We start from the raw sequence: 25,325 nt of genomic DNA, 5'->3' as shown, positions 1-25,325 counted from the left end.
GAATCGCCAACTGCTAACTTATTCCTATCTTTGTATTTCTAAAAACAATAAAGACAGGAATCGCGATGCCATTAAATTTACAAAAGAATTTACCCGCTATTGAGCTTCTTAAAAAGGAACACATCTTTGTGATGGATTCCTTACGAGCTTCGGAACAGGATATCCGCCCTCTACGTGTGGTGGTATTAAACCTGATGCCGTTGAAGATAACAACGGAGACCGATCTGATCCGTTTGCTGAGTAATACACCTTTACAGGTTGAGCTTGACTTTATGAAGATAAAGGGCCATACTCCAAAGAATACCCCGATCGAACATATGCAGGAGTTTTATAAAGACTTCGACGAAATAGAGAAAGATTATTATGATGGAATGATCATTACCGGTGCGCCGGTAGAGCAGATGCCTTTTGAAGATGTGAGTTACTGGGAGGAAGTGACTACGATCTTTGACTGGGCACGCACGCATGTGACTTCTACATTATATATATGCTGGGCGGCACAGGCTGGGTTGTATCATTTCTATGGTGTTCCTAAATATGATTTGCCGGCGAAGATGTTCGGTGTTTTCCGTCATACGTTGCGGGAGCCTTCTTTACAGATATTCCGTGGATTCGATGATGAGTTTTATGTACCTCACAGTCGTCATACGGAGATCCGCCGTGAAGATATCCGTAAGGTACCGGAACTGACATTACTTTCCGAAAGTGAAGAGTCTGGCGTTTATATGGCGATGTCGCGTGGAGGACGTGAATTCTATATTACCGGACATTCGGAATATTCGCCTTATACATTGAGCGATGAATATATCCGCGACTTGAATAAGGGGCTTCCTATTTCGGTCCCTCACAACTATTATCGTAATAATGATCCGGCTCAGGGCCCGGTTGTCCGTTGGCGTGGTCATGCCAACCTGCTCTTTACGAACTGGCTGAATTATTATGTTTATCAGGAAACCCCATTCAATATCGAAGATATCAAAAACTTAGGAAGTCTGTAAATAGTTGTCACTTGTCAACTGTCAACTGAAATAAAGTATGTCAATCAAACCCCGTCGTATAGAACTCCTGGCTCCGGCAAAGGATTTAACATGTGGCATCGAAGCTATCAACCATGGTGCCGATGCCGTGTATATCGGTGCTCCCAAATTTGGTGCGCGTGCTGCTGCCGGAAATTCTTTGGACGATATCCGTGCCCTTTGTGATTATGCACATCTGTATAATGCCCGTATCTATGTGGCATTAAACACTATACTTCGTGAAGATGAATTATCGGAAGCAGAACAGTTGATCCGGCAACTTTACCAGGCCGGAGCCGATGCTCTGATCGTACAGGATATGGGGATTACCCGTTTGAACCTGCCGCCTATTCCTTTGCATGCCAGTACCCAGACGGATAACCGCACGCCGGAGAAGGTCAAGTTCCTGGAGGCTGCCGGATTTACACAGGTCGTTCTGGCACGTGAATTGTCACTGAACGAGATTCGTCAGATATCCGAACAGACGACTGTGCCGTTGGAGGTCTTTGTGCATGGTGCTTTATGTGTCAGTTACAGCGGTCAGTGTTATTTGAGCGCTGCGCTTAGCGGTCGAAGTGCCAATAGGGGGGAATGTGCTCAATATTGCCGTTTACCCTACTCAATGGTAGATGCGAATGGAACGGAGATCGTGCATGATAAGCATTTGTTGTCTCTTAAAGATATGAACCGTTCCGATCAGCTGGAAGCATTGCTCGATGCGGGTGTTTCGTCGTTGAAGATAGAAGGGCGGTTGAAAGATGTCACCTATGTAAAGAATATAACAGCTTATTACCGGAAGAAGCTGGATGCGATTCTGGCGCGTCGTCCGGAATATTGTCGTGCATCGGCAGGAACGAGTAGGTATACGTTTGAGCCGGTGGCAGAGAAGAGTTTTAACAGGGGATTCACTCCGTTTTTCCTGCATGAACGAAGCAAAGATATTACAGCATTCAATACGCCTAAGTCGCTGGGGGAACCGGTTGGAACAGTAAAAGAGCTGAAAGGAAACTCGTTTACAGTGGCTGGTCTGAAGCAGTTGAATAATGGCGATGGTCTGGTCTTTTTTAATGGCAGGGGTGAGCTGGAGGGTTTCCGTGTGAACAAGGTAGAAGCCAACCGTGTCTTTCCGCTGGATATGCCGGACATAAAGCCGAAGACACCTCTTTATCGTAATTTCGATCAGGTATTTGAAAAGCAGTTGGCAAAACCGTCTGCTGAGCGTAAGCTTTCTGTAAAGATAGAGTTTTTGGATAACTCTTTCGGCTTTACCTTAGTGATGGAAGATGAAACAGGTGCCCGCGTCATGCTTACTGAGTCATTTACTAAAGAATTAGCTCGTCGTGACCAGGCAGACAATATCCGTACCCAGCTTTCCAAATTAGGTAATACACCGTTCGAAGCCTCGGAGATTGTCGTACAGATGAGTGAGAACTGGTTTGTCCCTTCCTCTTTACTGGCGGATATGCGTCGTAAAGCAGTGGAGAAGTTACAGGCTGACCGTGCTATCCGTTATCAGCGGGAACTGGCACGTAAGGTAGAGCCAACAAAAGAGATTCCGTTCCCTGAAAGGCAATTAACTTATCTGGGAAATGTGTCGAACAGCCGGGCAACCGCTTTTTACAAGGTACATGGAGTAGAGAGTGTTGCCGAAGCATTCGAATTGAAGCCTGAAAAGGATGTTCCATTGATGTTTACCAAACATTGCCTGCGGTATAGTATGGGATGGTGTCCGACTTATCAAAAACAGAAATCTCCGTATAAGGAACCGTACTATCTGTTATATAAAGACACCCGGCTCCGCCTGCAGTTCGATTGCAAGCGGTGCCAGATGTTGGTGTATAAAGCGGAAGAATAAGGAAAAGATGCTACTTCTTGCTATAAACAATGATTCACTTTAAACTATAATATAACATCTACTAATTATGAAACAACATCTATTAGCCTTTGTACTTATCTTGTTTACTCTTATATCCTGTACGGATAAACCGCTCGATCCCTCTAAACCCGTCTATGTGACAGTAAAAACGACGATGGGAGATGTAACCGTTATGTTGTATGACGATACGCCGCTGCATCGGGATAACTTTATCAAACTGTGCCAGTCCGGCGAATATGAAGGAATGTTGTTCCATCGCATTATCAAAGATTTTGTTGTGCAGGGCGGCGATCCTACAAGTAAAGCTCATGAACCTGGCGTATTATATGGCGATGGCGACGGAGGTTATACCGTTCCTGCCGAGATACTCCCGAACCATTTCAATAAACGTGGTGCCTTGATCGACGCTAAAGAAGGAGATGATGTGAATCCCGAACGCGCTTCAGCTGGCACTCAATTCTGCTTTGTACAGGGAAAAGTGCTGAGTGATGCCGAACTGGATCAGAAAGAAGCACGTATTAATGAAATCCGCCGCAATTGGCTATACTATAAATTTATGGATCAACTGAAGAAAGAAGATCCCTCATTGGCTGTCGAGTCGATGGAAACGGAACTGACCAATCGCGCTTTGATCATGGTGGAAGATACTTTAGCAGAACTGGGACCGTACGTTATTCCGGCCGAACAACGAGAGGTGTATAAAACGGTAGGAGGTGTTCCCCATCTGGATAGTTCGGTGACGATCTTCGGAGAAGTGGTTGATGGTTTTGATATTGTAGAGAAAATGTCGCTGGTGAAAACCGATAAGAATGACCGTCCCGTGCATGACGTCATGATCAAATCGACCAAGGTATTCCAGAAATAGGGTATTTCACAAAACAAGAAGCCTATTGTATGTTGTTCTATATAAAGTAATCAAACATACATATAGTCATGAAGAAAATAGTAATCAGAGGTGCAACCGGCTATGTAGGTTCTGCCATTTCTTGAGTTCTGCGGCGAATATGGCGCCCGGTCAGCGTACTGGGAAATTTCGTTTGGGCAAGGATGAATTGATCGTCGACGAAAGCGGCGAGAGTGCTATCTCCGTCGAAGATTATGCCGTAGCTATGATCGACGAACTCGAACAGGAGAAACATCATAAAGAACGGTTTACTCTTGGGTATTAAGGTTAGTGTTTTGATGGTAGTTGTTTTACACTTATTATTCTTATCTTTGCTAGGCAGTAAAGACAAGATAGAAGTAAAAATGCATAATTATGACAAAGATTAAAAACATTGTATTCGATCTGGGAGGAGTCCTGATCGATCTGAGCCATGATCAGGCAGTCCGTCGTTTTGAAGAGATCGGTGTAGTGGATGCAGCACAACTGCTTGATCCCTACGAGCAAAAAGGTATTTTCCTGGAAGTAGAGAACGGAACGATCACAGCCGACGAGTATTGCCAGAAATTGCGTGAACACACAGGAAAAGATTTATCTTATGAAGAGATAAAACATGCCTGGCTAGGTTTTATTGTCGATGTTCCTCAATACAAGCTCGGCCATCTGTTGAAACTCCGCGAACATTACAATGTTTATCTTTTAAGTAATACGAATCCGATCATTCAGGAAGGTTGGGCCCGGACCGATCAGTTCAGTGCTGCCGGACGTCCCATCGGGGATTATTTTGATAAGATGTATACTTCCTATGAGGTGGGCGTGACTAAGCCTGATCGAAAAATCTTTGATTATATGATTGCGGATAGCGGTCTTATCCCATCTGAAACTCTTTTCGTCGATGATGCGAAGAGTAACGTGGAGGTAGGCCGTAATCTTGGCTTTCAAGCCTATCAACCTGCGAATGGAGAGGACTGGCGTGAGGCAGTCGATAAGATATTGAATCAGTAATTTCCTGGAGAATATAAGGAATACAAAAAAGCCGGAAGAAACAGTAATGCTTCTTCCGGCTTTTTATATATTTAAACGGCTATTTATTGGATACCGCGTTCGCGCAGTCTTTCTTGCCATTTCCAGGCAGAAGCCAATGTATCAGCCAATGTTTCTTTTGCAGTCCAACCCAATACTTTGTTAGCACGTTCCGGATTAGCCCAAACCTTTTCGATATCACCTTCGCGACGGCCTACGATCTTGTGAGGAACTTTTACGCCGGTAGCTTTTTCGAATGTGTTGATCAGTTCCAGTACGGTTACACCGTTTCCGGTTCCCAGGTTGAAATATTCAACATTTGCATCTGTCTTGCCGCCCAGCATGCGATCCATAGCGATCACGTGTGCTTTGGCCAGATCGACAACATTGATATAATCGCGGATACAAGAACCGTCAGGAGTATCGTAATCGTCACCGAATACACTTAGTTCCTTACGGATACCCATAGCAGTCTGAGTCAGATACGGGATCAGGTTCTGAGGAACACCGTTAGGTAATTCGCCGATTTCTGCACTCGGGTGAGCACCGATCGGGTTGAAGTAACGCAGGATAATGCTCTTGAACGGAGCGTTTGCGTGAATTGTATCGCGGATGATTTCTTCGTTGATCTGTTTTGTATTACCGTAAGGAGAAGTAGCCGGTTTGATCGGTGCATCTTCTGTTACAGGCAAGTTTTCAGGATCCGGCTGTCCGTAAACGGTACAGGAAGAAGAGAACACGATACCTTCGATATTGAATTCAGGCATCAGTTCCAACAGGTTGACCAGCGTAACGACGTTGTTGCGGTAGTACTTCAACGGTTGTTGAACAGATTCGCCGACTGCTTTGCTGGCAGCGAACAGGATGATACCGTTGATACCCGGGTGAGCCTTCAATGCTTCGCGGGTTCCTTCTTTATCTTTTAAATCCAGCTTGATGAATTCAGGGCGGATACCGGTGATCTTTTCAATACCGTCCAGTACTTCGATGTTGGAATTTGACAGGTCGTCGATGATCACTACATCGTAGCCTGCATTCTGCAACTCAACTGTAGTGTGAGAGCCAATATATCCGGTTCCACCTGCTACTAAGATTTTCTTTTTCATGCTAGTCTCTATTTAGATTAATTATACGATTCCAGAGAATCCCATAAACGCCATAGCCAGTAAACCGGCAGTAATAAGCGCAATAGGGGTACCTTTCATACCTTCGGGAACGTGGGTCAATGCCAACTGTTCTCTAATCCCTGCAAAGATAACTAAAGCTAGCGCAAATCCAATAGCTGTGGAGATCGCATATACAACAGATTCCAATAAATTATATTCTTTTTGTATGACAAGTATAGCCACACCTAAAATACAACAGTTGGTGGTAATCAACGGGAGGAACACGCCGAGTGCCTGGTAGAGGGCCGGTGAAACTTTTTTGAGAATAATTTCCACCATCTGTACCAAGGCTGCAATGATCAGGATAAAACTGATTGTCTGCATGAACCCAAGCCCGAATTTATCTAATACATATTTCTGGACCAGGAAGGTAACGATGGTTGCAATTGTAAGCACGAATGTTACTGCTGCACCCATACCTGCCGCTGTTTCCACCTTCTTGGAAACGCCCAAGAAAGGACAGATTCCGAGGAACTGCGCTAATACAACGTTATTAACGAATACGGCTGCGATAAATATTAGTATATATTCCATATCTTTCGTTTTTTAATATCAGGCTTTACGCAATTTGTTTACAATAGCAATCAGGTAGCCCAGTGCGATGAAAGCACCCGGCGCCAGTACGAAGATCAGCGAACCGAATTGTTCAGGCATAAGAGTCAGGCCGAATAATTTTCCTGTACCCAATAATTCACGTATGGCACCTAGCAGTGTAAGTGCCAGGGTGAAACCGAGTCCGATACCCAGTCCGTCGAATGCGGAAGAAACGACGCCATTTTTAGCGGCGAAAGCTTCTGCACGTCCTAATACGATACAGTTTACTACAATCAACGGAATGAATAGTCCCAGGCTGGCATACAATGCGGGAACGAAAGCTTCCATACACATTTGTACTACCGTAACGAATGTCGCGATAATAACGATATATCCGGGGATACGTACCATATCCGGAATAAGATTCTTCATTGCGGAGATCGCCATGTTGGAACAGATCAATACAAACATGGTTGCAAGTCCCATACTCATACCGTTCAGTGCTGAAGAGGTTGTACCAAGAGTTGGACACATACCCAGCAGTAAAACAAATGTCGGGTTCTCTTTGATGATACCGTTCATCAATATTTTCAGATTACTCATTGTCGTTTCCTCCCTCTTTAGTGTTAGCAGTTGCACCGGTTACTCCGTCAGTACCAGAGAATGCGCTGTAAGCGCGGTTCACTGCGTCCAGGAATGCGCGGCTGGTGATGGTTGCTGCTGTGATAGCGTCCACGTCTCCACCGTCTTTAGTTACTTTTAGCGGTCCGCTTGTCAGGTCGCGTCCCAGCACACTTTGTTTGTTCTTATCTGCACTAAACCATTCCTGCATCTTGGCACCGAGACCCGGAGTTTCCGCATGCTGCAATACTGAATAGTTTAACAGTTTTCCAGTTTTATCGAATCCGACGATTACTTTAATCTCGCCGCTGAATCCTTTCTTGGTGTTACTTTCAACGGCAGCACCTACGAATTCACCGCCTTTGGTAGCCGGGTAGATCTTTAGTGAATCGCCATCACCAGTAACGGCCATATAGGCATCTTCCGACGGTTTGTTGTCGAACTCAGGGGTAACAGCTTTGATCGCTGCTTCCAGCGCAGCCGCTTTGGAGGCGGCAATCGGACCGGTGGTGTACATGTTCACTCCGGCTAATATCGCTCCGGCCGCCACACAAATGATGGTAAGCGACAAAAGCATATTGGGTAATGTTGATTTTAGTTTTGCCATGCTTATTTCCCTCCAAAATGTTTAGGTTTGATATAACTGTTGATCAGCGGGGTAAATGCATTCATAATAAGAATAGCAAACGACATACCTTCCGGATAAGAGCCGAACAAACGGATTACTGTGGTCAGGATACCGATACCGACACCGTACACTAACATTCCGTTCTTGCTCATCGGGGAAGTCACATAGTCGGTTGCCATAAAGATAGCTCCCAACATCAAACCTCCCGACAGCAGGTGAACGAACGGGCTTGCGTATTGAACCGGATTGACCAGATGCATAATACCTGTAAATACAAATACCGTAACCAGGATGGAAACAGGAATCTGCCAGGTAATGATCTTTTTCCATAACATATAGCATAGTCCCAGAAGCAATGCCAACGCACTTACTTCACCGAGGCTACCACCCATTTTCCCGAGTAGCATATCAACGAGTGTCGGTAACTTGTCTAAAGCACCTTCGTTCATTAATGACAAGACGGTTGCACCCGTTGTTGCGTCTGTATAAGCTGTCAACTGACCAACTTCCGGCCAGGTTGTCATCTGTGCCGGGAAAGAGATCAACAGAAATACACGACCGACCAATGCCGGGTTGAAGATGTTGTTTCCTAATCCGCCGAACGACATCTTACCGATACCGATCGCAGCCAGCGCACCAATCAGGATGATCCATACGGGTAGGTTGGAGGGTAAGTTGAATGCGAGCAAGACACCGGTCAGGATGGCTGAACCGTCGCATACGGTCGGTTCCTTTTTCATCAGGAACTTCTGGATCAGATATTCAAAAAGGACACAGGCTATAACTGATGTTGCAGTAACGATCAATGCACCCAGTCCGAAATAGTAGAGGGATACCAGGAAAGCCGGAACAAGGGCAATCAGTACACCATACATATTTTTACTTATGCTGTCGCCACCGTGGATATGGGGCGAAGGAGATACTATTAAATTATTTTCCATATTGCTCTTTATTATGACTTTCGTGCCCGTATAATACCCATTACTTTTCCTTTACCTGAACGGATATAATCCAGTAACGGACGGTTAGCCGGACAAGTATAACTACAAGAACCGCACTCGATACAGTCGGTTATATAATTCTTTTCTGCCAGATCCCATTCGGTGAATTCTGTTGCATTCATCAGCAGGGTTGGGTTGAGGCCCATCGGACAAACATTTACGCATTTGGCACAGCGGATGCAATCATACACCGGTTTGCGTACGGATTCTTCCTTAGTCAGCAGCAGTACGCCTGAACTACCTTTGGTTACCGGTACTTCCGGACTGATCAGCGCTTTACCCATCATCGGACCGCCGCCGATCACTTTACCTGTGTTTTCGGGGATACCGCCGGCCGCTTCAATCAGTGCACTGATCGGTGTGCCCATACGAACCAGGAAGTTGGATGGATTGGCAACCGCTTTACCTGTGACGGTTACGACACGTTCGAACAATGGTTTGTTTTTCATCACCGCTTCATATACTGCATAAGCCGTACCGACGTTCTGTACAACTGCCCCGGCGGAGATGGGAAGTGCCCCGCTCTTTACCTGTCGGCGGATCACTGCATCGATCAATTGCTTTTCACCTCCCTGCGGATATTGTACTTTCAGCGGCATGATCTCGATACCTTTATAGGCGGCAGCGAGTTTTCCTAAATGAGCAATGGCATCGGGTTTGTTGTTTTCGATACCGATCACGGCCTTTGTAACGTTTACGGCTTTCATAAGCAGTGTAACACCAACCAGGATCTGCTCTGCTTTTTCCATCATCAATGAATGGTCGGAAGTTAGATAAGGCTCGCATTCGACGGCATTGATGATAATGATTTCTGCTTTGCTTCCGGGAGGAGGCATCAGTTTTACCTGTGTCGGGAAAGTTGCACCTCCCAGACCAACGATGCCGGCGGCAGCAATTTTGTCAACAATCTCTTTGGATGGTAGCGGGCATTCTTTTACGAGTGTCTCGCTGCGATCGATGGATTCTTCCCATTCGTCACCTTCCACATCAATATAGATAGCGGGACGTTTGTATCCGCTAGCGTCGAGAGCATTGTCTATTTTGTTTACTTTACCGGATACCGACGAGTGGATATTTGCCGATACAAAACCTCCGGCTTTCGCCAGGAGCGTACCTACCTTGACCTGATCACCTTTCTTTACCACAGCCTGGGCTGGAGCTCCGATATGCTGGCTCAATGGTATAATGACCTGCTTGGGTATAGCCAGTCCGGTGATTTTCTTTCCGGCAGACAATTTATTTTCGGGTGGATGTATACCGCCGATTCGAAATGTCCTTAGCATACTATTAGATTTTTATTTTTGAGTTGTTTCTTCTGTTGTTTTTGTTTCGGGCGCTGTTGCTGGCATAGCTTCGGCTTTCGGAGCCGGTGCTGCTTTGGGCGTTACAGGCTTTACTTTGTCGGCGTCCACAACTGGGGTAGCTTCTTTACGGGGCGGGAAGTTCAGTTCATGAATGGCTCCGGTAGGACATACGGCTACACATTTGCGGCACAGGCGGCATTTACGGTAGTCGATGTAAGCCACATTGTTTTCTAGTGTGATTGCCTCGAACGGACATTCTTTCACACATTTACCACAACCGATACATGCATTGGCACAAGCTTTCTTGGCAACGCCTCCCTTGTCTTTATTCACACAGCTTACGAAAATACGGCGTGATTTCGGACCTTTCTTGCGCAGTTCGATGATGTTTTTCGGACAAGCCTTGACACAGGCACCGCAGGAAGTACATTTGTCCTCTACCACTTCCGGTAGTCCGGTAGTCGGATTGATGTGGATCGCATCGAAAGCACAAACTGTCACACAATCACCAAAGCCCAGGCAACCAAATGTACAGTTTGTTTCGCCACCATACAGGGAAGATGCAATGGTACAACTTTGTACGCCATCATAACGGTTGGTACGCGGACGGGCTTCGCAGGTTCCGTTGCAACGGACAACGGCTACCATCGGTTCGGCTGCTGTAGCTTCCATACCAAGGATGGAGGCTACTTTACCCATTGTTTCGGCTCCACCGACCGGACACAAAAGTCCTTCCAATGAATCAGCTTTTACGCAGGCAGTAGCAAAACCACCGCAACCAGGATATCCGCAACCTCCGCAGTTGGCTCCGGGAAGTGCTTCCTGAACTTGTGCGATACGAGGATCTTCGTATACTTCGAACTTCTTGGAGGCGGCGTAGAGGAATACTGCACCGATGGCTCCAATGGCTCCTAATGAAATAACGGCAATTAAAATCATGATATTTGATCAATTAAGTTTTTTCAAGGTAAATATGAATTTTCTTTTTAGTTTTTCGCGTAAAAAGTATAGTATGCAGTAGTAGGGAACTAATAGTAATAGACCGGTTAACCCGCTGGTTGTTTCGTCCCATTGCAAATAATTTCCTGCTACAATGGCCGCGACTACAATGATCAACGGAAGAATGAAGGCCAGTAATACCGCTTGTAGTCCGAGTGAGCTCTGACCGCATAGCGTAACTTCTTCGTTTATGTGGAATCTGCCGGAGTTGGGATCATTCACTTCAATGATCTTCTCTTTCTGATCGGATGCACTGCACATACCCTTTGCGTGGCAACCGGAACAGGCCGATTGTTGAATGATCCTGACAAAGATCGTATCGCCTTCGATCTTTTCGATTCTACCGTTGTGATTGATACTTTCGCTCATGTTTGTAATCTCGACATTGCAAAACCAGGGCAAAAGTAAGGATTATTTAGATAATATGTCACGATTAACAAAGTTTATTACAGAAATAATTGAGCTTTACTTACCATTTGTAATTAAAACCAAAGCTCAAGAGTTCGTTGATCTGTAAATAGCTGTTGAAGTCTTCGTTTTTCGCAACACCGTCATCATAGCGTATATGCAAGTTGATCCGTGTTGAAAAGAATCGACTGATTTGTAAATTGAATGTGTTTTCAAATTCACCGGTAATACGATGGTAGTCCGTGAAGTAGTAAAAACGGGAAGTCCAACTTACATTTCGATTGATATTGAATGTCATATTAGATTCAATTTTCGAACCGATCTGACTTTGAGAGTTTCTGTATTTGTTTACATCATCAGGCAGTTCGCTGGCATTATCCTTTTCTTTGAAACCGTGTCGTTTCAAATCCATATCTATCCCCTTTTCTCTACTATACATATAGTTGTAAGAGAAAGGTGCAACATTGACATTCAGTTTAACATTACGATGTCTGGCTTTTGTTATGGTTTTTTCTAACTCGTACTTCATACCAATACCGGTATTGAAAGTCATAGGGGCGAGAAATGCCGATAACTTTGTATTGCTGTTTTGGGCATAATTAGTCACGACTTGCGTATTAAAGCTAATGTCAACTGTATAATACCATTTGTTAAAAGCCTTGTAACCGAACAAAGAGTGAAGACGGAGTATCTGGTCATTAATTTTATATGAATGTATGGAATCTGTTTTATCTGGCAATGTGTTCATATTAAGCTTGAATTCCAATTCATTTGTTACCTGTACTTTGTCTTTATTATAGTCGTATTTGAAGTACTGACGGGTATTCATGTTGAAATTCGGATCACCTCCTGCGTTCCAGTTGGGAGAAATATAATTCTGTGAAAATTGCATAGTACTTTCAAAATTCGATGTCCAGTAACGTCTTTCCGGAATGAATTTTACCGGAGCATCCACGTCGCTAAAATTGGCTTCGCTTTCTATTTTGATTAGTTCCGGTTCGTAATTCGTTTTCTTGATTACTTTGGCTACAACCTTATCCTGAGGCAGGTCTCTCATCGAATAACGGAAGTAATCCGGATAGTTCGATTGTACATATTTATATGCTTTGTCTTCTATCTCTTTTTTCAACTCTTCCTGCTTGAATAAAGTATCGGGAGTGAACGGCAAAGGTAACTGTTCATTCTTTACCCAGAAGTTTTCTTTATAGAATGTAAGATCCTTCGGTAATAGTTCGCCTTTAAACACAATCGGTAAGAACAAAGGGTTGACGATCACTGTATCGCGAAAGGTCATATTATTATCGAATATAGTAGAGGCGTCACGTACCAGGCGGGCCCAGTACATCGCTTCATCGGATATTTCCACTTCGTCCTTTTTAAGGAAACGAAGTAGATTTTCATTGGGTACGACCGGAGCGGAATACGACCGGTTCTGCTTTTCGAACTGTCCTCGCAGACTTATGATATTATCCAGGTCCGGATCTTCTATTTCAATCATGGGGATAGTATCCGGTACATCACGTTGTGTTACATTATTATTGACGTTAGTTCCGGTAATAACAACCTTTTCCTGCGCTTCTGCCAGGCTTATCAGTGATGTAAATATAGAAAACAGAATGAAGTACCTCTTGATAACCATAATACCTTATAATTTACACTCTTTAAGTATCTAGAGTGCGAAATTAGATAAAAAGTATGAGATGTGCTAATCTTTTACATGATATAACAATCTTAACTCATCTGTTTTTATAACGGGTAGTTAAACAAAATGTTATGTAAGTCAGAACTTTATATGCCAGTGCCTTTCAACTAAGTTTTATATACCTTTCAACTAAATGTTTTGTCACCTAAAACTATTATTTTCTATGCATACAACTAAGTATAAGATGTACTACTTATTATCTATTAGCTGTACTACATATATATTATAAGGTGTACAGATTATTATATGTATATCCTACTACTTATAAATACTGAGTTGTAATCCGGTTGTTAGTTTTATGGGAAGCGAGAAATTGTTTTCAGGCATGTAGTATTTACCGGATGCCTATGCGGTGGTTTGTATTAAATTAAGGTCGAAAAAACTTCCAGACCCTTGTCGTCTGAACGAAAATGACTAACTTTGCGGTTTCGAAATGCAAGTGAGCAATTAAAGATAATTAAAATATTACTATCGTGGCAGATACAAAGTACATCTTCGTTACGGGCGGCGTAGTCTCTTCATTAGGTAAGGGAATTATTGCTGCATCATTGGGTAAACTCCTTCAGGCAAGAGGCTATAAGGTTACTATCCAAAAGTTTGACCCCTACATTAATATCGACCCGGGAACATTGAATCCCTATGAGCACGGTGAATGTTATGTAACCGTAGACGGACATGAGGCGGACCTGGACTTGGGACACTACGAACGTTTCCTGAATGTGCCGACCACGCGGTCGAACAACATTACTACCGGACGTATTTATCAGAGTGTAATAAATAAAGAGCGTAAAGGAGATTACCTGGGTAAAACAGTACAGGTGGTTCCTCATATTACCGATGAGATCAAGCGCAATGTAAAACTGTTGGGATCGAAATATAAATTTGACTTTGTCATTACTGAAATCGGTGGTACGGTAGGTGATATTGAATCACTGCCTTTCATTGAAAGTGTACGCCAGTTGAAATGGGAGTTGGGTAAGAACTGTATGTGTGTACATCTTACTTATGTACCTTACATCGCAGCTGCAAAAGAGTTTAAGACAAAACCGACACAACATTCCGTGAAGCAATTGCAGGAATTAGGTATTCAGCCGGATGTCCTGGTATTGCGAACCGAACATTTATTGAGTAATGACATCACACGTAAGGTAGCTTTGTTCTGTAATGTGGATGCAGATGCAGTCGTTCAGTCTGTCGATGTACCGACAATCTATGAAGTGCCTCTGGTTCTCCAGCGTCAGAATATGGATGTAACTATCCTGAAAAAAATGGGATTGGAAGTAGGTCCGACTCCGGAAATGAAACCCTGGCACGAGTTTTTACAGAAGAAAACCAATGCTACCGAAACAGTAAAGATCGGTTTGGTGGGTAAGTATGTAGAATTGCAGGATGCTTATAAGTCGATCGATGAATCGTTGTTGCAAGCTGCAATTTATAATGACCGCAAACTGGATCTGCATTTGTTCCATTCTGAAAAACTGAACGAAGCGAATGCTGCCGAACAATTGAAGGATATGGACGGTATCCTGATCGCTCCGGGATTCGGGCAACGGGGTATTGAAGGTAAGTTTGCCGCATTGAAATATGCACGCGAACACGATGTGCCTTGCCTGGGTATCTGTCTGGGTATGCAATGTATGGTTATTGAATTTGCACGTGACGTGTTAGGCTTGGCAGATGCGAACTCTACCGAGATGGAGCCGAATACAGAATATAAAGTGATCGACCTGATGGAAGAGCAGAAGAACGTTACCAATATGGGTGGTTCTATGCGTCTGGGGGCATACGATTGTATTTTGCAAAAAGATTCCAGAGCTTATAAAGCTTATGGCAAAGAACATATCCAGGAACGTCATCGTCACCGTTTCGAGTTCAACGGCCAGTATCGTGAACAGTTTGAAGCTGCCGGTATGATGTGCACGGGTGAAAATCCGGAAACAGGATTGGTTGAAGTGGTTGAGATACCTGCACTTAAATGGTTCGTAGGTGTTCAGTTCCACCCGGAATATAACAGTACGGTAGTTAATCCGAACCCGCTCTTTGTCAGCTTTGTAAAAGCCGCTATTGATAATAAATAAGAACGTTATAGATGGATAAAAACACATTATTAGGTTTTCTGCTTATTGGTATTGTTTTATTTGCATTTAGCTGGTTAAACAAACCGACGCCTGAGCAGTTGGAAGCGCAGCGCCGTTATCAGGATTCAATCGCCCAGATTGAACTGAGCAAACAGCTTGATATGCAAAAAGAGGATAGCAAAAGCATAGCTGATAACTCTTTCGATAATTTACCGGACTCTGTGAGAGAGGCCCGGCTGAAAAGTAATTTCGGAGTATTTGCCGACGCAATGACAGGTTCCGACGATGTTACTGTTTTGGAAAATAGCCTCATTGAACTTCATGTCAGCAATAAAGGGGGACGTATCTCTTATGCTCGTCTGAAGGATTATACAACGTACGATGATAAGCCGTTGGTTCTTTTCGAAGGAAAAGATGCATCGCTCGATTTTACGTTGGTGACGGCTACTAACCGTGTATTGAATACCGGTGAAATGTATTTCACTCCGGTTAAGACACAAGATCCGAATCAGTTGATCATGCGTCTGAATACCGGTGAGGGTAGTTCGTTAGACTTTATCTATACGATTAAGCCGGACGACTATATGGTTCAGTTCGACATTAAAGGTTCTGGCCTGAACGGCGTATTGGCTCCAAGCACAACAGCTTTGGATATGGTCTGGAAACAGAAGATCCGTCAGCAGGAACAAGGAATCAAATACGAAAACAGATATACTGCTTTGTATTATAAATTCTTGGCCGATGGCGTAGAGCAGTTGAGCGAAAGTAAAAGTGAAGACAAGAAGGTATCGGGCCGTCTGAAATGGATCGGTTATAAGGATAAGTTCTTTTCGTCTGTGATGATCTCTGGAGAAGGTTTCGAAAGTGCGACTTTCGATTCGAAGATGGTTGAGGCAGACGGTATCGTAAAAGAATTTAAGACAACGACAGCTGTTCCTTTCGACCTGAGAGGAAATGAAGCAACGACATTCCGTTATTTCTTCGGACCGAACAGTTATACCTTGTTGAAATCATTCGATAAAGGTGTTCCTACGGACGATCAGTTGGATCTGGAGCGTTTAGTTCCGCTGGGTGCAAGCGTGTTCCGTTGGGTGAACCAGTATTTCGTTATTCCGATGTTCGATTTCCTGGGTAAATATATCAGTAGTTATGGCTTGATCATCTTCCTGATGACGGTAATCGTGAAATTGATCTTATTCCCATTGACCTATAAGTCTTATATGTCATCTGCAAAGATGCGTGTATTGCGTCCGCAGGTGGAAGAGCTGAATGCTAAATATCCGGGACAGGATAAAGCGGTGGAACGCCAGCGTGCAACAATGGAATTATATAGTCGTGCCGGGGCAAGTCCGATGGCAGGCTGTATCCCGATGTTATTGCAAATGCCGGTATTGATTGCATTGTTCATGTTCTTCCCGTCTGCTATCGAGTTGCGTCATCAGAGTTTCCTTTGGGCGCATGACCTGTCGACTTATGATGCGATCTTCAGTTGGAACAAATACATTCCTATTATTACTCCGTATTTCGGTAACCATATCAGTTTATTCTGTTTACTGATGACGATCACCAACGTTATCTATACCAAGTATAATATGGAAATGACTAATACCGGGCAGCAACAAATGCCGGGTATGAAGGCTATGATGTATATGATGCCACTGATGTTCCTGGTATTCTTTAACCAATATGCGTCGGGTTTGACTTATTATTACTTCATCTCTACATTGATCACGATCGTTCAGACATTAGTGTTCCGTTATACGATCAATGAAGATAAGTTGCTGGCTAAACTGGAAGCAAACAAGAAGAAACCGCAGAAAAAATCAGGTTTCATGAAACGTTTGGAAGAAGCGCAACGTGCTCAGCAGGAGCAATTAAAGAAACAACAACAGCAGAAAAAGAGATAAAATCTTTTTTGTTAGTATAAAAGAAAAGGTGTGTCGACCCGGAGAGGTCAGACACACCTTTTTTCTTATAAGTTGAAGATGTTAATAAAAAGATTGCATATTTTGATCAGGTTATTGAATTTGAATGCTTGGACGTGAGGTTTGTTGTTTTATATTCATATATTTGCAATATTGGGTTATTGGTCAACGTGTGGTTGTTAGGTTATTGTTGACGACTTTTGAGGATCGACGGCAAAATCTTGTTTTGTCGTTTCTAAAAAACATATAAGATGAGTAAGAAAGAAAAGCTTTTACAAGGAGTTGTAACTGGGGTCTTTGTATTATCATGTATCATTTTTTTCCAGTTTTTCGGTTCGGATTATTTGTTTGAAAAGGAGCAGGTCGTTGATTTATCATCGCTATTCGGTGCTGTGTCCGAATGTCAAGGTAAACCGGCATTGCTTGCTTGTTCTTTGGCTAAAATACTCTCATCTTTAATGGTTCCTATCGGTGGGGGCGCCTTGTTGATTACTCTTATCTTGTTGTTGGAGTGGTGGGCTTTCACTTATATATTGAAGCGTTTTCATGTAGGGGAGATGGCTTTTTTATATGCTTTGCTGCCTGTCGTGCTGGAGTGGGGAACTTATTGCAGTCAGAGGTATCACCTGGCTTCTATCTTATCGCTGGTAATTGTTTTATTATTGTTTTGTGGCTATATGGCTATTAAGAATAAATTGCTGTCGATGCTGGTTGGGTTTGCCTTATTGTTTATAGTGTATGCGCTGGTTGGTAGCAGGCTGTTTATTTATGTCATCCTGGTTTTACTGTATGAAGCGGAGATAGGGGGAAAAAGATGGGTGTATTGGGCTTTACTATTGATAACAGGAATTGTTTTACCTGAATTTCTTAAAAGTGTATATGGCCTTTCGGAGGCTGATGCATATCAATATCCCAATCCATGGCTTCCGGCCTTCTTTCCGGCCATAGCAATTGCTTCCGTATTGGTTATTACACAGTTCAAGGCAATCCGGCATTTGCCTGCCAACGTATGGTCGGTGTCTATCATGTCCGGACTGCTGGTGTTATTTGTGATAGCTTCTGTTTTTAGCCATGCTGTTCCCTAAGGAAAGCCAGGGCTTTCACCATGTCTTCCGGTGTGTCGATACCGATCGTTTCCTGTGAAGTAATGCCGACTTTTATTCTATATCCGTTTTCAAGCCACCGGAGCTGTTCCAGGCTTTCGGCCAGTTCGAGCGGTGATTGTGGCAGGCGGGTAATTTCTTTTAATGTATCGGCGCGGTAGGCGTATAATCCGATATGTTTATAATAGGTGTGATTGGGTAGCCATTCCTGGTAGTTCTTGCCTCTCATATAGGGGATAATCGAACGGCTGAAGTACATGGCTTCACTGTTTTTATTCAGGACGACTTTCGGTGAATTGGCATTGAATAGCGTCGTTTCGAAGTCATCGTCCGGCCGGAATGGTTTCACCAGGGTGGCGATTTGTGTGTTGGTGTCCGAAAAACAAGCTTTCAATGTTTCTATTTGTTCCGGATGGATGAAAGGCTCATCTCCCTGGATATTAACGATTACGTCGTAACCTTCACCTACTTTTGTATAAGCTTCGTAACAACGGTCTGTCCCGCTTCGGTGTTGATCGGAAGTCATAACAACTTCTCCGCCGAAAGATTTTACAGCCGCTTCAATGCGGTCATCGTCAGTTGCAACGCATACTGCATCCAGAACATCTTTTACTTGTTCATAGACGCGTTGTATCATAGGCTTTCCGGCCATGTCAGCCAAAGGCTTTCCAGGAAAGCGGGTTGAGGCATATCTTGCCGGTATTATTCCGATAAATTTCATACTCCGGTTATTTATTTGTTTATTAAATCGTTATTTTACTGTTTTTCCTTCGCTGAGACGTACCACTTTTTCGTGTTCACCTACAATCCATACTATATCGTTTTGTTCAAATACAGTAGTAGGAGGCGGATTTTTGATCGAATGGGCATCCCGTTCGATACCGATGACCAGACAGCCGGAATTGTCACGTATTCCTGATTCGAGAATGGTTCGTCCGATCAGTCCGGAACCTTCGCTGATAAAGAACTGCTCCATGTTTACCTCTTTTGTTTCCTGTCGGTTACTCAAAGATTCTTTATAACGCTCTTCTATGTATTGCCGGAAATGGTTCAGTTCGTCGTCTGCACCGACTACGATCAATTTGTCGAAAGGGTAAAGCCGTTCGTTTCCACCCGGGATATTGATACGTCGGTCTCCCCGGATGATAGTAACGATGTTTACGTTACATTTTTGCCGGAAATTCAATTCTTTAAGTGTCTTTCCCATACTGGGTGAATTTTGTTTGACTTCGAAGTCGGCCAGATGGAGATCACGTTCCAGCAAGTGACTTGCAAACCTTTGTTTGATGGGAGCGTTGCGTTCATTTTCCATTTCCCGTGCTGTCAGATTCGTGAAAAAGTGACGTTCCATCAGGATCGATTGCTTTTTAAGCCATTTGGAGAGAATAACAAGGGTTATTACGGTCGCGGCGATAGCAAAGGCTATTCCGGCAGCAGCATTCAGCAGGCGCGCAACAGGAAGCATTACAAGGCCTATGCATAATATGATGCGTAATACGATCAGGGAAACCAGCGGGCCACGGTTGTATTTGCTGTCGTGCCATAATTGCTCGTATTCGACGGAGTGGTTCTTTTTCATCATGATCGCCCGTAACATTGGTGAGATCAGTATGAGGATCAGGATCAATGAGATGACTTCTCCTCGTATGCCGGGTAATTTGCTGATAATGAATGGGGCGATGAATTGTAACCAGATAAATATCAGAACCAGTGTGACGGCTGTATAAGTTCCGACAATACGTATCAACGCTTTTAATAGCTTATTCCAGGTACTTTTTTGCCGGATCGTATTCGAACCGGAGGAATAGCGTTCCAGAAAACTTTTCCAACTGGCAGGAATGGTACGTTCTGCTATTTTGTAAGCAGGTTCAGCCATTCGTATCATATATGGAGTGAAAAAGGTCGTTATAACAGAAACGGCAACAACGATCGGATAAAGGAAATTGTCCGTCACTCCAAGAGTCAGACCCAGAGAGGCGATAATGAAAGCAAATTCACCTATCTGTGCCAGTGAAAAACCGGATTGGATAGCGACTTTTATTGTCTGCCCTGATAATAGGACACCGAAACTGCCGAATAATATTTGTCCAACCATTACAACGATCGTTAATATCAGGATCGGTATTTTATATTCCCAAAGTAATACCGGATCTATCAGCATACCCACTGAAACAAAGAAGATGGCTCCGAAAAGATCCTTTACAGGTTTCACTATATGTTCGATATGTTCGGCATCGATCGTTTCGGCCAGAATCGATCCCATTACAAAGGCTCCTAATGCAGAAGAGAATCCGGCTTTAGTAGCAATCATCACCATTCCGAGGCAGAGACCGAGGCTGACGATCAGTAATGTTTCGTCATTGAGGAATGTTCTGGCCCTTCTCAGGAAAGAAGGAATCAGGTAAATACCCACAACGAAACAGAAAAGCAGGAAAACGCCGAGTTTGATCACGCTGTCCAGTAATTCCATACCTTCGACATGCTTGCTGACGGCCAGAGTGGAAAGCAGTACCATCAACAGGACGGCAAATAAATCTTCTACTACCAAAATTCCGAATACTACACCTGCAAACCGCTGGTTGCGGAGTCCCATATCATCGAAAGCCTTAAATATAATTGTTGTAGACGACATGGAAAGCATCCCACCGAGAAAAAGGCTGTTCATATGCCCCCAACCCAACGAAAGACCTGTGATATATCCGAATGTCATCATTCCGATCACGACCGTTATTGCTCCGATGACAGCAGTCCCCCCGACTTTCATCAGTTTTTTGAAACTGAAGTCGAGTCCTAACGCAAAAAGCAGGAACACAACACCTATATCTGCCCAAATACGGATACTTTCTATGTCTGTAACGGTGGGAATTTCTTTTATGGCTGGTCCGGCCAGGATTCCGGCAACAATGTAGCCAAGTACGACTGGTTGCTTCAATCTCTTGAAAAGCAAAGTAACAAGTCCCGCAGAAATCAATATTACTGCCAGGTCTGAAATTAATGAAGGAATCTGAGACATGCTTTCATTCTTTTTCCGTTGGCAAAGTTAGACATTTATTTTAATTTTGTCGGTCAAATAATATGCCAAAATGAAGAAGAAACATCCGATAGAAGCATTGATAGAACAGGGCGAGCATCAACAACTCGACTTTAAGTTCGAGGTGAGCGACAGTAAAAAGATTGCCCGTACCTTGTCTGCTTTTGCCAATACCGATGGCGGTCGGTTGCTGATAGGAGTGAAAGATAACGGAAATATTTCCGGTGTCCGTAGTGAGGAAGAGTATTATATGATAGAAGCCGCTTCGAAAATGTACACCCGTCCGGAAGTTCCTTTTGAAGCTACCCGTTGGGAGATAAACGGAAAAACAGTGCTGGAGGTTTATATAGCACCCAGTGAAGAGAAACCTCATCTGGCACCTGATAAAGAAGATAAATATAAAGCCTATATCCGTGTAGCAGATGAAAACATCCTGGCGAATGAAGTCCTTATGCTGTCCTGGGAAAAGAAGCATAAGCCGGATGGAACTTTACTGAAGATAAGTAAGCCCGTGGAACGTTTGTTTGTCTACCTCGACGAGCACCCATATATTAATGTAAGCCAGCTTTGCCGGATTGGCCGCGTAAATTATTACACGGCCAAGAATATCCTGAGTGATCTGCTGGCAATCGATGCCCTCCAGTATGTGGTTATAGACAAGCGTATCCTGTATCAACGCATACCGGGGGCAGATCTGCCTTTATAAATGTAATGTTTCTACGTATATCTGGGCATTCTCGAAACGGACGACTTTGACCCTTGTACCCTTTTCTATAAAGCCGGAATCGGATACACCATCGTATAATTCGTCGTCAATGATTACTTTGCCGGAAGGACGGAGCACTGTAAAGGCTGTTCCTTCTTTTCCGATAAGAGGTGTGAGGGAAGGAGAGGAGTGCGCTTCTTCCAGATCTTTATGGAGTGCAACTTTCCGCATCAGACCTTTTGCTCCGATTTTGTTGGATAGCCAGATCATTAAAACGAATCCGAGACCGAGTCCGACCAATACTGTCAGGCAGGCTTCTCCGATTTCTTTGGTAGAAACGCCTTCAAAGTTGAAATCCGTATTATTGAGTAGGCTAAGGGTTAGGCCCGCAACCAGGAAAATTATACCACTGATCCCGGCTATCCCAAAACCGGGAATAACAAATATCTCTGCAACAATAAGTAACAATCCGATGATAAATACCAATATTTCCCAGTTTTGAGCCAATCCGTCCAGATACAAAGGTGCAAAATATAAGATAGCAGCAATAATTGCTGCCGCCGACGGAAACCCTAATCCCGGTGTTTGCATTTCAAAATAAATTCCACCTATAATAATAATGATAAGCAGTGATTGTAACATCGGATTCATGAGGAAACCTTTCAGATCGTCGAACCAGGATGGTTTATATGTCTTCAATTCATAGGTGTTATATCCCAGATATTTGGTGATTACTTCGTCGGGAGTTTCTGCTATCCCGTCACAATAACCCCACTGTTGCGCTTCGTCAGCGGTGAAGGTGAGTACTTTTCCTGTATCGATCAGGTTGGGGATGACAACCCGTTCGTCTACCATTGCTTCTGCAATCAGAGGGTCTCTTTTCCATTTGAAAGTGGTGTCTTTTCCCTGGATAATCGTGTCTTTTCCATGAGCCTCCGCTGTGGAACGTATCATGGAACGCATATACGACTGATATTTGTCGGGCATGGCGGCTCCGGTTTGATTGACTACCGTAGCTGCACCGATATTGGCTCCTTTCCTCATAAAGATTTTTTCACAGGCAATCGAAATGAGTGCTCCGGCTGAGGCAGCGTTGTTATCGATAAAAACATAAACGGGAACCGGATTGTACAGTATTGCCGTACGCATTGAATCTGCCGCTTCGAGTAATCCGCCATATGTATTCATATGGATCAGGACTGCGTCGGCGCCCAGCGAGTTTGCCTCTGTCAATCCGTTACTAAGATATATACGAGTCGTATTATCTATCTCTTTTTTTATATCAATCTGGTAAATGAGTGGCGCGTCTTTAGCTGCTGAAACAAAGGTTGTTACCAGTAGAATTAATAGCGTGCACAAGATTCCTGAATTTTTCATCATTTTGTCTAATTATCTATATTTTTTTATACATTGTTGAAAATTGTAACTTGAAACTTGTAAATTTTATAATTTCACAAGTCTTGAACTTGCAAATGCTGTTCATTCTCAGTGACATTTACTATAAATATATTAAGTTACGGTTTTTAATATTAATATTCCTCAATGCCTTATTTATTTCAGAAAAAATTCCTATATTTGTATTGTCTCTCGATAGTGAGAGGCAATACTTAACCGGTATTAACCTTTTATAAATAAGTAATAGTATGAATGCGTTGCAATTTCAGAAAAAATTACTGAGCATGCAAGAAAACATGATGAATTTTGCACTGATGCTCACTGCAAATCGGGATGACGCCCAAGATTTGATGCAAGACACAACGCTGAAGGTTTTAGACAATCAGGAAAAGTTCGTTGACAATATTAATTTCAAAGGATGGGTCCTGACCGTCATGCGTAACATTTTCATTAATAATTATCATAAGATAGTTCGTACGCAAACAGTAGTAGACCAAGGTGTCGATTTGTATAATTTGGACGTCGTAAATGATTCGGGATTTGACTCTCCGGACGGAGCCTATCAGATTCAAGAGATCACCAAGGCTATCAATGGGTTGAACGATGAACTTAAAGTTCCTTTCTCAATGTTTTTGAGTGGTTATAAATATAATGAGATCGCAGATAAATTGAATGTACCGCTGGGAACAGTAAAGAGCCGTATATTCTTTGCCCGCCAGGAATTGCAGAAAGTTTTGAAGGATTTTCGCCTTGGATAATGGTTAATATTCTAACAAACAAGTTAATAAAAAGAAGGAGTGTTCGAAAGAGTGCTCCTTCTTTTTTTAATATATGGATTATAAAAATGACATATTAATGAATAAATCCGTACTTTTGCCGCAAAAATCAAGAATATAATGAGAAGTTTTGCAAGTGATAACAACTCCGGCGTCCATCCGTTAATTATGGAAGCCGTGATTAAGGCAAATGAGGATCACGCAATAGGATATGGTGATGACCCTTGGACAGCAGCCGCAGTAGCAAAGATTAAAAGTATATTTGGTGAAGAGGCTTCCCCTTTCTTTGTTTTTAACGGAACCGGAGCCAATTCGGTGGCCTTACAGGCTGTTACACGTCCTTTTAACAGTATATTGTGTGCAGAGACTGCACATATTAATGTAGATGAATGCGGTGCGCCGGCGCGTATGACCGGATGTGCGGTAGTAACTATTCCAACAAGCGACGGCAAGCTCACCCCGGAATTGATCAGACCCCGTTTACATAACTTTGGCGTTTGCCATCATTCGCAACCTAAAGCGGTATATATTTCACAGGTCTCTGAATTAGGTACTGTTTACACGATAGAAGAAGTAAAAGCAATAGCTGATCTGTTGCATGCTCACAATATGTACCTTCATATGGACGGAGCCCGCCTGGCAAATGCCTGTGCTTATCTGAACTGCTCCATGAAGCAGGTTACAGTAGATGCAGGTGTGGATATTCTGAGTTTTGGAGGTACTAAAAATGGTATGATGATGGGAGAAGCTGTTATTTCGTTCCGTCCTGAAATAACCGAAAATTTGCAATATTACAGAAAACAATCTGCCCAGCTTGCATCTAAACTCCGTTATTTGTCTGCCCAGTTCATTCCTTATCTGGAAAATAACTTATGGCTTGAAAACGCCATAAAAGCCAATATCAGTGCTGCGAAATTGGCAGAAGCATTAAAGCAATATCCTCAGATACAATTTACACAGAAGGTAGAAACGAATCAGATATTCTTTACTATCCCTTCCGAACCTTTGAAGAAACTGCTGGAACGTTATTTCTTCTATATGTGGAATGAAGAAAACAATGAAGCGCGTCTGGTTACTTCCTGGGATACGACAGGAGAGGATATTACACAGTTTGAACAGGATTTGAAAGAAGCTATGGATAATTAACCAC

22 protein-coding genes and 1 pseudogene are annotated in these 25,325 nt (G+C 43.3%); 11 read left to right on the top strand and 12 right to left on the bottom strand.

What is annotated here, in order from left to right; translation table 11 throughout:
- The first annotated feature begins 65 nt into the window (after positions 1-65).
- The 5 genes and pseudogenes from metA (at position 66) to BQ7394_RS16520 (ending at position 4,780) form a co-directional block, all read left to right on the top strand.
- Positions 66-998 (top strand): homoserine O-acetyltransferase MetA, encoded by a 933-nt coding sequence (gene metA / locus BQ7394_RS16540; protein ID WP_075558435.1) that lies wholly within the window; start codon positions 66-68, stop codon positions 996-998.
- A 37-nt stretch (positions 999-1,035) separates the two neighbouring features.
- Positions 1,036-2,871, top strand: coding sequence for a peptidase U32 family protein (locus BQ7394_RS16535; RefSeq protein ID WP_075558434.1), 1,836 nt, complete (start codon positions 1,036-1,038; stop codon positions 2,869-2,871).
- A 67-nt stretch (positions 2,872-2,938) separates the two neighbouring features.
- A complete protein-coding gene (locus tag BQ7394_RS16530; RefSeq protein WP_075558433.1) occupies positions 2,939-3,757 on the top strand; it encodes a peptidylprolyl isomerase in 819 nt (272 codons plus the stop codon).
- Positions 3,758-3,875: 118 nt separating this feature from the next.
- Positions 3,876-4,061, top strand: a pseudogene (locus BQ7394_RS16525) (NAD(P)-dependent oxidoreductase); the annotation flags it as partial.
- Between the two features lie 89 nt (positions 4,062-4,150).
- Positions 4,151-4,780, top strand: a complete 630-nt coding sequence (locus tag BQ7394_RS16520; RefSeq protein WP_075558432.1) for an HAD family hydrolase — start codon at positions 4,151-4,153, stop codon at positions 4,778-4,780.
- Between the two features lie 83 nt (positions 4,781-4,863).
- Here BQ7394_RS16520 and galE read toward each other — a convergent pair whose 3' ends face one another.
- The 9 genes from galE to BQ7394_RS16475 all read right to left on the bottom strand — a co-directional run bounded on the left by galE (position 4,864) and on the right by BQ7394_RS16475 (position 13,098).
- The gene (gene galE / locus BQ7394_RS16515; RefSeq protein WP_075558431.1) at positions 4,864-5,904 is read right to left on the bottom strand and encodes a UDP-glucose 4-epimerase GalE; all 1,041 of its coding nucleotides are present in this window, start codon (positions 5,902-5,904) and stop codon (positions 4,864-4,866) included.
- Positions 5,905-5,925: 21 nt separating this feature from the next.
- Positions 5,926-6,498 carry an electron transport complex subunit RsxA gene (gene rsxA / locus BQ7394_RS16510; RefSeq protein ID WP_075558430.1) on the bottom strand — a complete coding sequence of 191 codons (573 nt, stop codon included), beginning with the start codon at positions 6,496-6,498 and terminating at the stop codon, positions 5,926-5,928.
- Between the two features lie 18 nt (positions 6,499-6,516).
- Positions 6,517-7,101 carry an RnfABCDGE type electron transport complex subunit E gene (locus tag BQ7394_RS16505; protein ID WP_075558429.1) on the bottom strand — a complete coding sequence of 195 codons (585 nt, stop codon included), beginning with the start codon at positions 7,099-7,101 and terminating at the stop codon, positions 6,517-6,519.
- Positions 7,094-7,726 carry an RnfABCDGE type electron transport complex subunit G gene (locus BQ7394_RS16500; protein WP_075558428.1) on the bottom strand — a complete coding sequence of 211 codons (633 nt, stop codon included), beginning with the start codon at positions 7,724-7,726 and terminating at the stop codon, positions 7,094-7,096. Before BQ7394_RS16500 ends, BQ7394_RS16505 begins: the two co-directional genes overlap by 8 nt.
- A gap of 2 nt (positions 7,727-7,728) precedes the next feature.
- Positions 7,729-8,688, bottom strand: coding sequence for an RnfABCDGE type electron transport complex subunit D (locus tag BQ7394_RS16495; RefSeq protein ID WP_075558427.1), 960 nt, complete (start codon positions 8,686-8,688; stop codon positions 7,729-7,731).
- 11 nt (positions 8,689-8,699) lie between these two features.
- On the bottom strand, positions 8,700-10,031 hold the full coding sequence (gene rsxC, locus BQ7394_RS16490; protein ID WP_075558426.1) for an electron transport complex subunit RsxC: 1,332 nt from the start codon (positions 10,029-10,031) through the stop codon (positions 8,700-8,702).
- A gap of 12 nt (positions 10,032-10,043) precedes the next feature.
- Complete coding sequence (locus tag BQ7394_RS16485; protein WP_075558425.1) at positions 10,044-10,991, bottom strand: Fe-S cluster domain-containing protein; 948 nt, start codon at positions 10,989-10,991, stop codon at positions 10,044-10,046.
- A 9-nt stretch (positions 10,992-11,000) separates the two neighbouring features.
- Positions 11,001-11,420, bottom strand: a complete 420-nt coding sequence (locus BQ7394_RS16480) for a SoxR reducing system RseC family protein (protein ID WP_075560081.1) — start codon at positions 11,418-11,420, stop codon at positions 11,001-11,003.
- A gap of 100 nt (positions 11,421-11,520) precedes the next feature.
- Positions 11,521-13,098 carry a DUF3078 domain-containing protein gene (locus BQ7394_RS16475; protein ID WP_075558424.1) on the bottom strand — a complete coding sequence of 526 codons (1,578 nt, stop codon included), beginning with the start codon at positions 13,096-13,098 and terminating at the stop codon, positions 11,521-11,523.
- 536 nt (positions 13,099-13,634) lie between these two features.
- Here BQ7394_RS16475 and BQ7394_RS16470 point away from each other — a divergent pair.
- The 3 genes from BQ7394_RS16470 (at position 13,635) to BQ7394_RS16460 (ending at position 18,249) form a co-directional block, all read left to right on the top strand.
- Positions 13,635-15,239: a CTP synthase gene (locus BQ7394_RS16470; RefSeq protein WP_075558423.1), complete on the top strand. Its 1,605-nt coding sequence runs from the start codon at positions 13,635-13,637 to the stop codon at positions 15,237-15,239.
- 11 nt (positions 15,240-15,250) lie between these two features.
- Positions 15,251-17,146, top strand: a complete 1,896-nt coding sequence (gene yidC, locus BQ7394_RS16465; RefSeq protein ID WP_075558422.1) for a membrane protein insertase YidC — start codon at positions 15,251-15,253, stop codon at positions 17,144-17,146.
- 269 nt (positions 17,147-17,415) lie between these two features.
- A complete protein-coding gene (locus tag BQ7394_RS16460) occupies positions 17,416-18,249 on the top strand; it encodes a DUF6057 family protein (protein WP_075558421.1) in 834 nt (277 codons plus the stop codon).
- Here BQ7394_RS16460 and kdsB read toward each other — a convergent pair.
- Together kdsB and BQ7394_RS16450 are read right to left on the bottom strand one after the other, a co-directional pair.
- Positions 18,230-18,988, bottom strand: a complete 759-nt coding sequence (kdsB, locus tag BQ7394_RS16455; protein WP_075558420.1) for a 3-deoxy-manno-octulosonate cytidylyltransferase — start codon at positions 18,986-18,988, stop codon at positions 18,230-18,232. The genes BQ7394_RS16460 and kdsB overlap by 20 nt on opposite strands.
- A 30-nt stretch (positions 18,989-19,018) precedes the next feature.
- Positions 19,019-21,280: a monovalent cation:proton antiporter family protein gene (locus tag BQ7394_RS16450; RefSeq protein ID WP_075558419.1), complete on the bottom strand. Its 2,262-nt coding sequence runs from the start codon at positions 21,278-21,280 to the stop codon at positions 19,019-19,021.
- Between the two features lie 70 nt (positions 21,281-21,350).
- Between BQ7394_RS16450 and BQ7394_RS16445 the strand changes: the two genes are divergently transcribed.
- Positions 21,351-22,004, top strand: coding sequence for an AlbA family DNA-binding domain-containing protein (locus tag BQ7394_RS16445; RefSeq protein WP_075558418.1), 654 nt, complete (start codon positions 21,351-21,353; stop codon positions 22,002-22,004).
- Here the strand turns inward: BQ7394_RS16445 and BQ7394_RS16440 are convergent.
- Positions 21,999-23,384 (bottom strand): NfeD family protein, encoded by a 1,386-nt coding sequence (locus BQ7394_RS16440; RefSeq protein WP_075558417.1) that lies wholly within the window; start codon positions 23,382-23,384, stop codon positions 21,999-22,001. The two genes, BQ7394_RS16445 and BQ7394_RS16440, sit on opposite strands and share 6 nt — an antisense overlap.
- 263 nt (positions 23,385-23,647) lie before the next feature.
- On the opposite strand from BQ7394_RS16440, the gene BQ7394_RS16435 reads away from it, so the two are divergent.
- Together BQ7394_RS16435 and BQ7394_RS16430 are read left to right on the top strand one after the other, a co-directional pair.
- A complete protein-coding gene (locus BQ7394_RS16435) occupies positions 23,648-24,157 on the top strand; it encodes an RNA polymerase sigma factor (RefSeq protein WP_028728578.1) in 510 nt (169 codons plus the stop codon).
- A 138-nt stretch (positions 24,158-24,295) separates the two neighbouring features.
- Positions 24,296-25,321, top strand: coding sequence for a threonine aldolase family protein (locus BQ7394_RS16430; protein WP_075558416.1), 1,026 nt, complete (start codon positions 24,296-24,298; stop codon positions 25,319-25,321).
- Positions 25,322-25,325: the final 4 nt, after the last annotated feature.

Origin of the sequence: Parabacteroides timonensis (assembly GCF_900128505.1) — a bacterium.
Classification (GTDB): Bacteria; Bacteroidota; Bacteroidia; order Bacteroidales; family Tannerellaceae; genus Parabacteroides; species Parabacteroides timonensis.
This window is presented reverse-complemented; position numbering and strand designations above follow the sequence as displayed.

Bases quoted from the DNA above. Each gene is read 5' to 3' on its own strand.
- BQ7394_RS16500 (WP_075558428.1), bottom strand. From the start codon at position 7,726: ATGGCAAAACTAAAATCAACATTACCCAATATGCTTTTGTCGCTTACC.
- yidC (WP_075558422.1), top strand. From the start codon at position 15,251: ATGGATAAAAACACATTATTAGGTTTTCTGCTTATTGGTATTGTTTTA.
- BQ7394_RS16440 (WP_075558417.1), bottom strand. From the start codon at position 23,384: ATGATGAAAAATTCAGGAATCTTGTGCACGCTATTAATTCTACTGGTA.
- BQ7394_RS16445 (WP_075558418.1), top strand. From the start codon at position 21,351: ATGAAGAAGAAACATCCGATAGAAGCATTGATAGAACAGGGCGAGCAT.
- BQ7394_RS16450 (WP_075558419.1), bottom strand. From the start codon at position 21,280: ATGTCTCAGATTCCTTCATTAATTTCAGACCTGGCAGTAATATTGATT.
- BQ7394_RS16430 (WP_075558416.1), top strand. From the start codon at position 24,296: ATGAGAAGTTTTGCAAGTGATAACAACTCCGGCGTCCATCCGTTAATT.
- BQ7394_RS16505 (WP_075558429.1), bottom strand. From the start codon at position 7,101: ATGAGTAATCTGAAAATATTGATGAACGGTATCATCAAAGAGAACCCG.
- rsxA (WP_075558430.1), bottom strand. From the start codon at position 6,498: ATGGAATATATACTAATATTTATCGCAGCCGTATTCGTTAATAACGTT.
- BQ7394_RS16495 (WP_075558427.1), bottom strand. From the start codon at position 8,688: ATGGAAAATAATTTAATAGTATCTCCTTCGCCCCATATCCACGGTGGC.
- BQ7394_RS16435 (WP_028728578.1), top strand. From the start codon at position 23,648: ATGAATGCGTTGCAATTTCAGAAAAAATTACTGAGCATGCAAGAAAAC.
- galE (WP_075558431.1), bottom strand. From the start codon at position 5,904: ATGAAAAAGAAAATCTTAGTAGCAGGTGGAACCGGATATATTGGCTCT.
- BQ7394_RS16475 (WP_075558424.1), bottom strand. From the start codon at position 13,098: ATGGTTATCAAGAGGTACTTCATTCTGTTTTCTATATTTACATCACTG.
- metA (WP_075558435.1), top strand. From the start codon at position 66: ATGCCATTAAATTTACAAAAGAATTTACCCGCTATTGAGCTTCTTAAA.
- BQ7394_RS16460 (WP_075558421.1), top strand. From the start codon at position 17,416: ATGAGTAAGAAAGAAAAGCTTTTACAAGGAGTTGTAACTGGGGTCTTT.
- BQ7394_RS16520 (WP_075558432.1), top strand. From the start codon at position 4,151: ATGACAAAGATTAAAAACATTGTATTCGATCTGGGAGGAGTCCTGATC.
- BQ7394_RS16535 (WP_075558434.1), top strand. From the start codon at position 1,036: ATGTCAATCAAACCCCGTCGTATAGAACTCCTGGCTCCGGCAAAGGAT.
- BQ7394_RS16485 (WP_075558425.1), bottom strand. From the start codon at position 10,991: ATGATTTTAATTGCCGTTATTTCATTAGGAGCCATTGGAGCCATCGGT.
- rsxC (WP_075558426.1), bottom strand. From the start codon at position 10,031: ATGCTAAGGACATTTCGAATCGGCGGTATACATCCACCCGAAAATAAA.
- BQ7394_RS16480 (WP_075560081.1), bottom strand. From the start codon at position 11,420: ATGAGCGAAAGTATCAATCACAACGGTAGAATCGAAAAGATCGAAGGC.
- kdsB (WP_075558420.1), bottom strand. From the start codon at position 18,988: ATGAAATTTATCGGAATAATACCGGCAAGATATGCCTCAACCCGCTTT.
- BQ7394_RS16530 (WP_075558433.1), top strand. From the start codon at position 2,939: ATGAAACAACATCTATTAGCCTTTGTACTTATCTTGTTTACTCTTATA.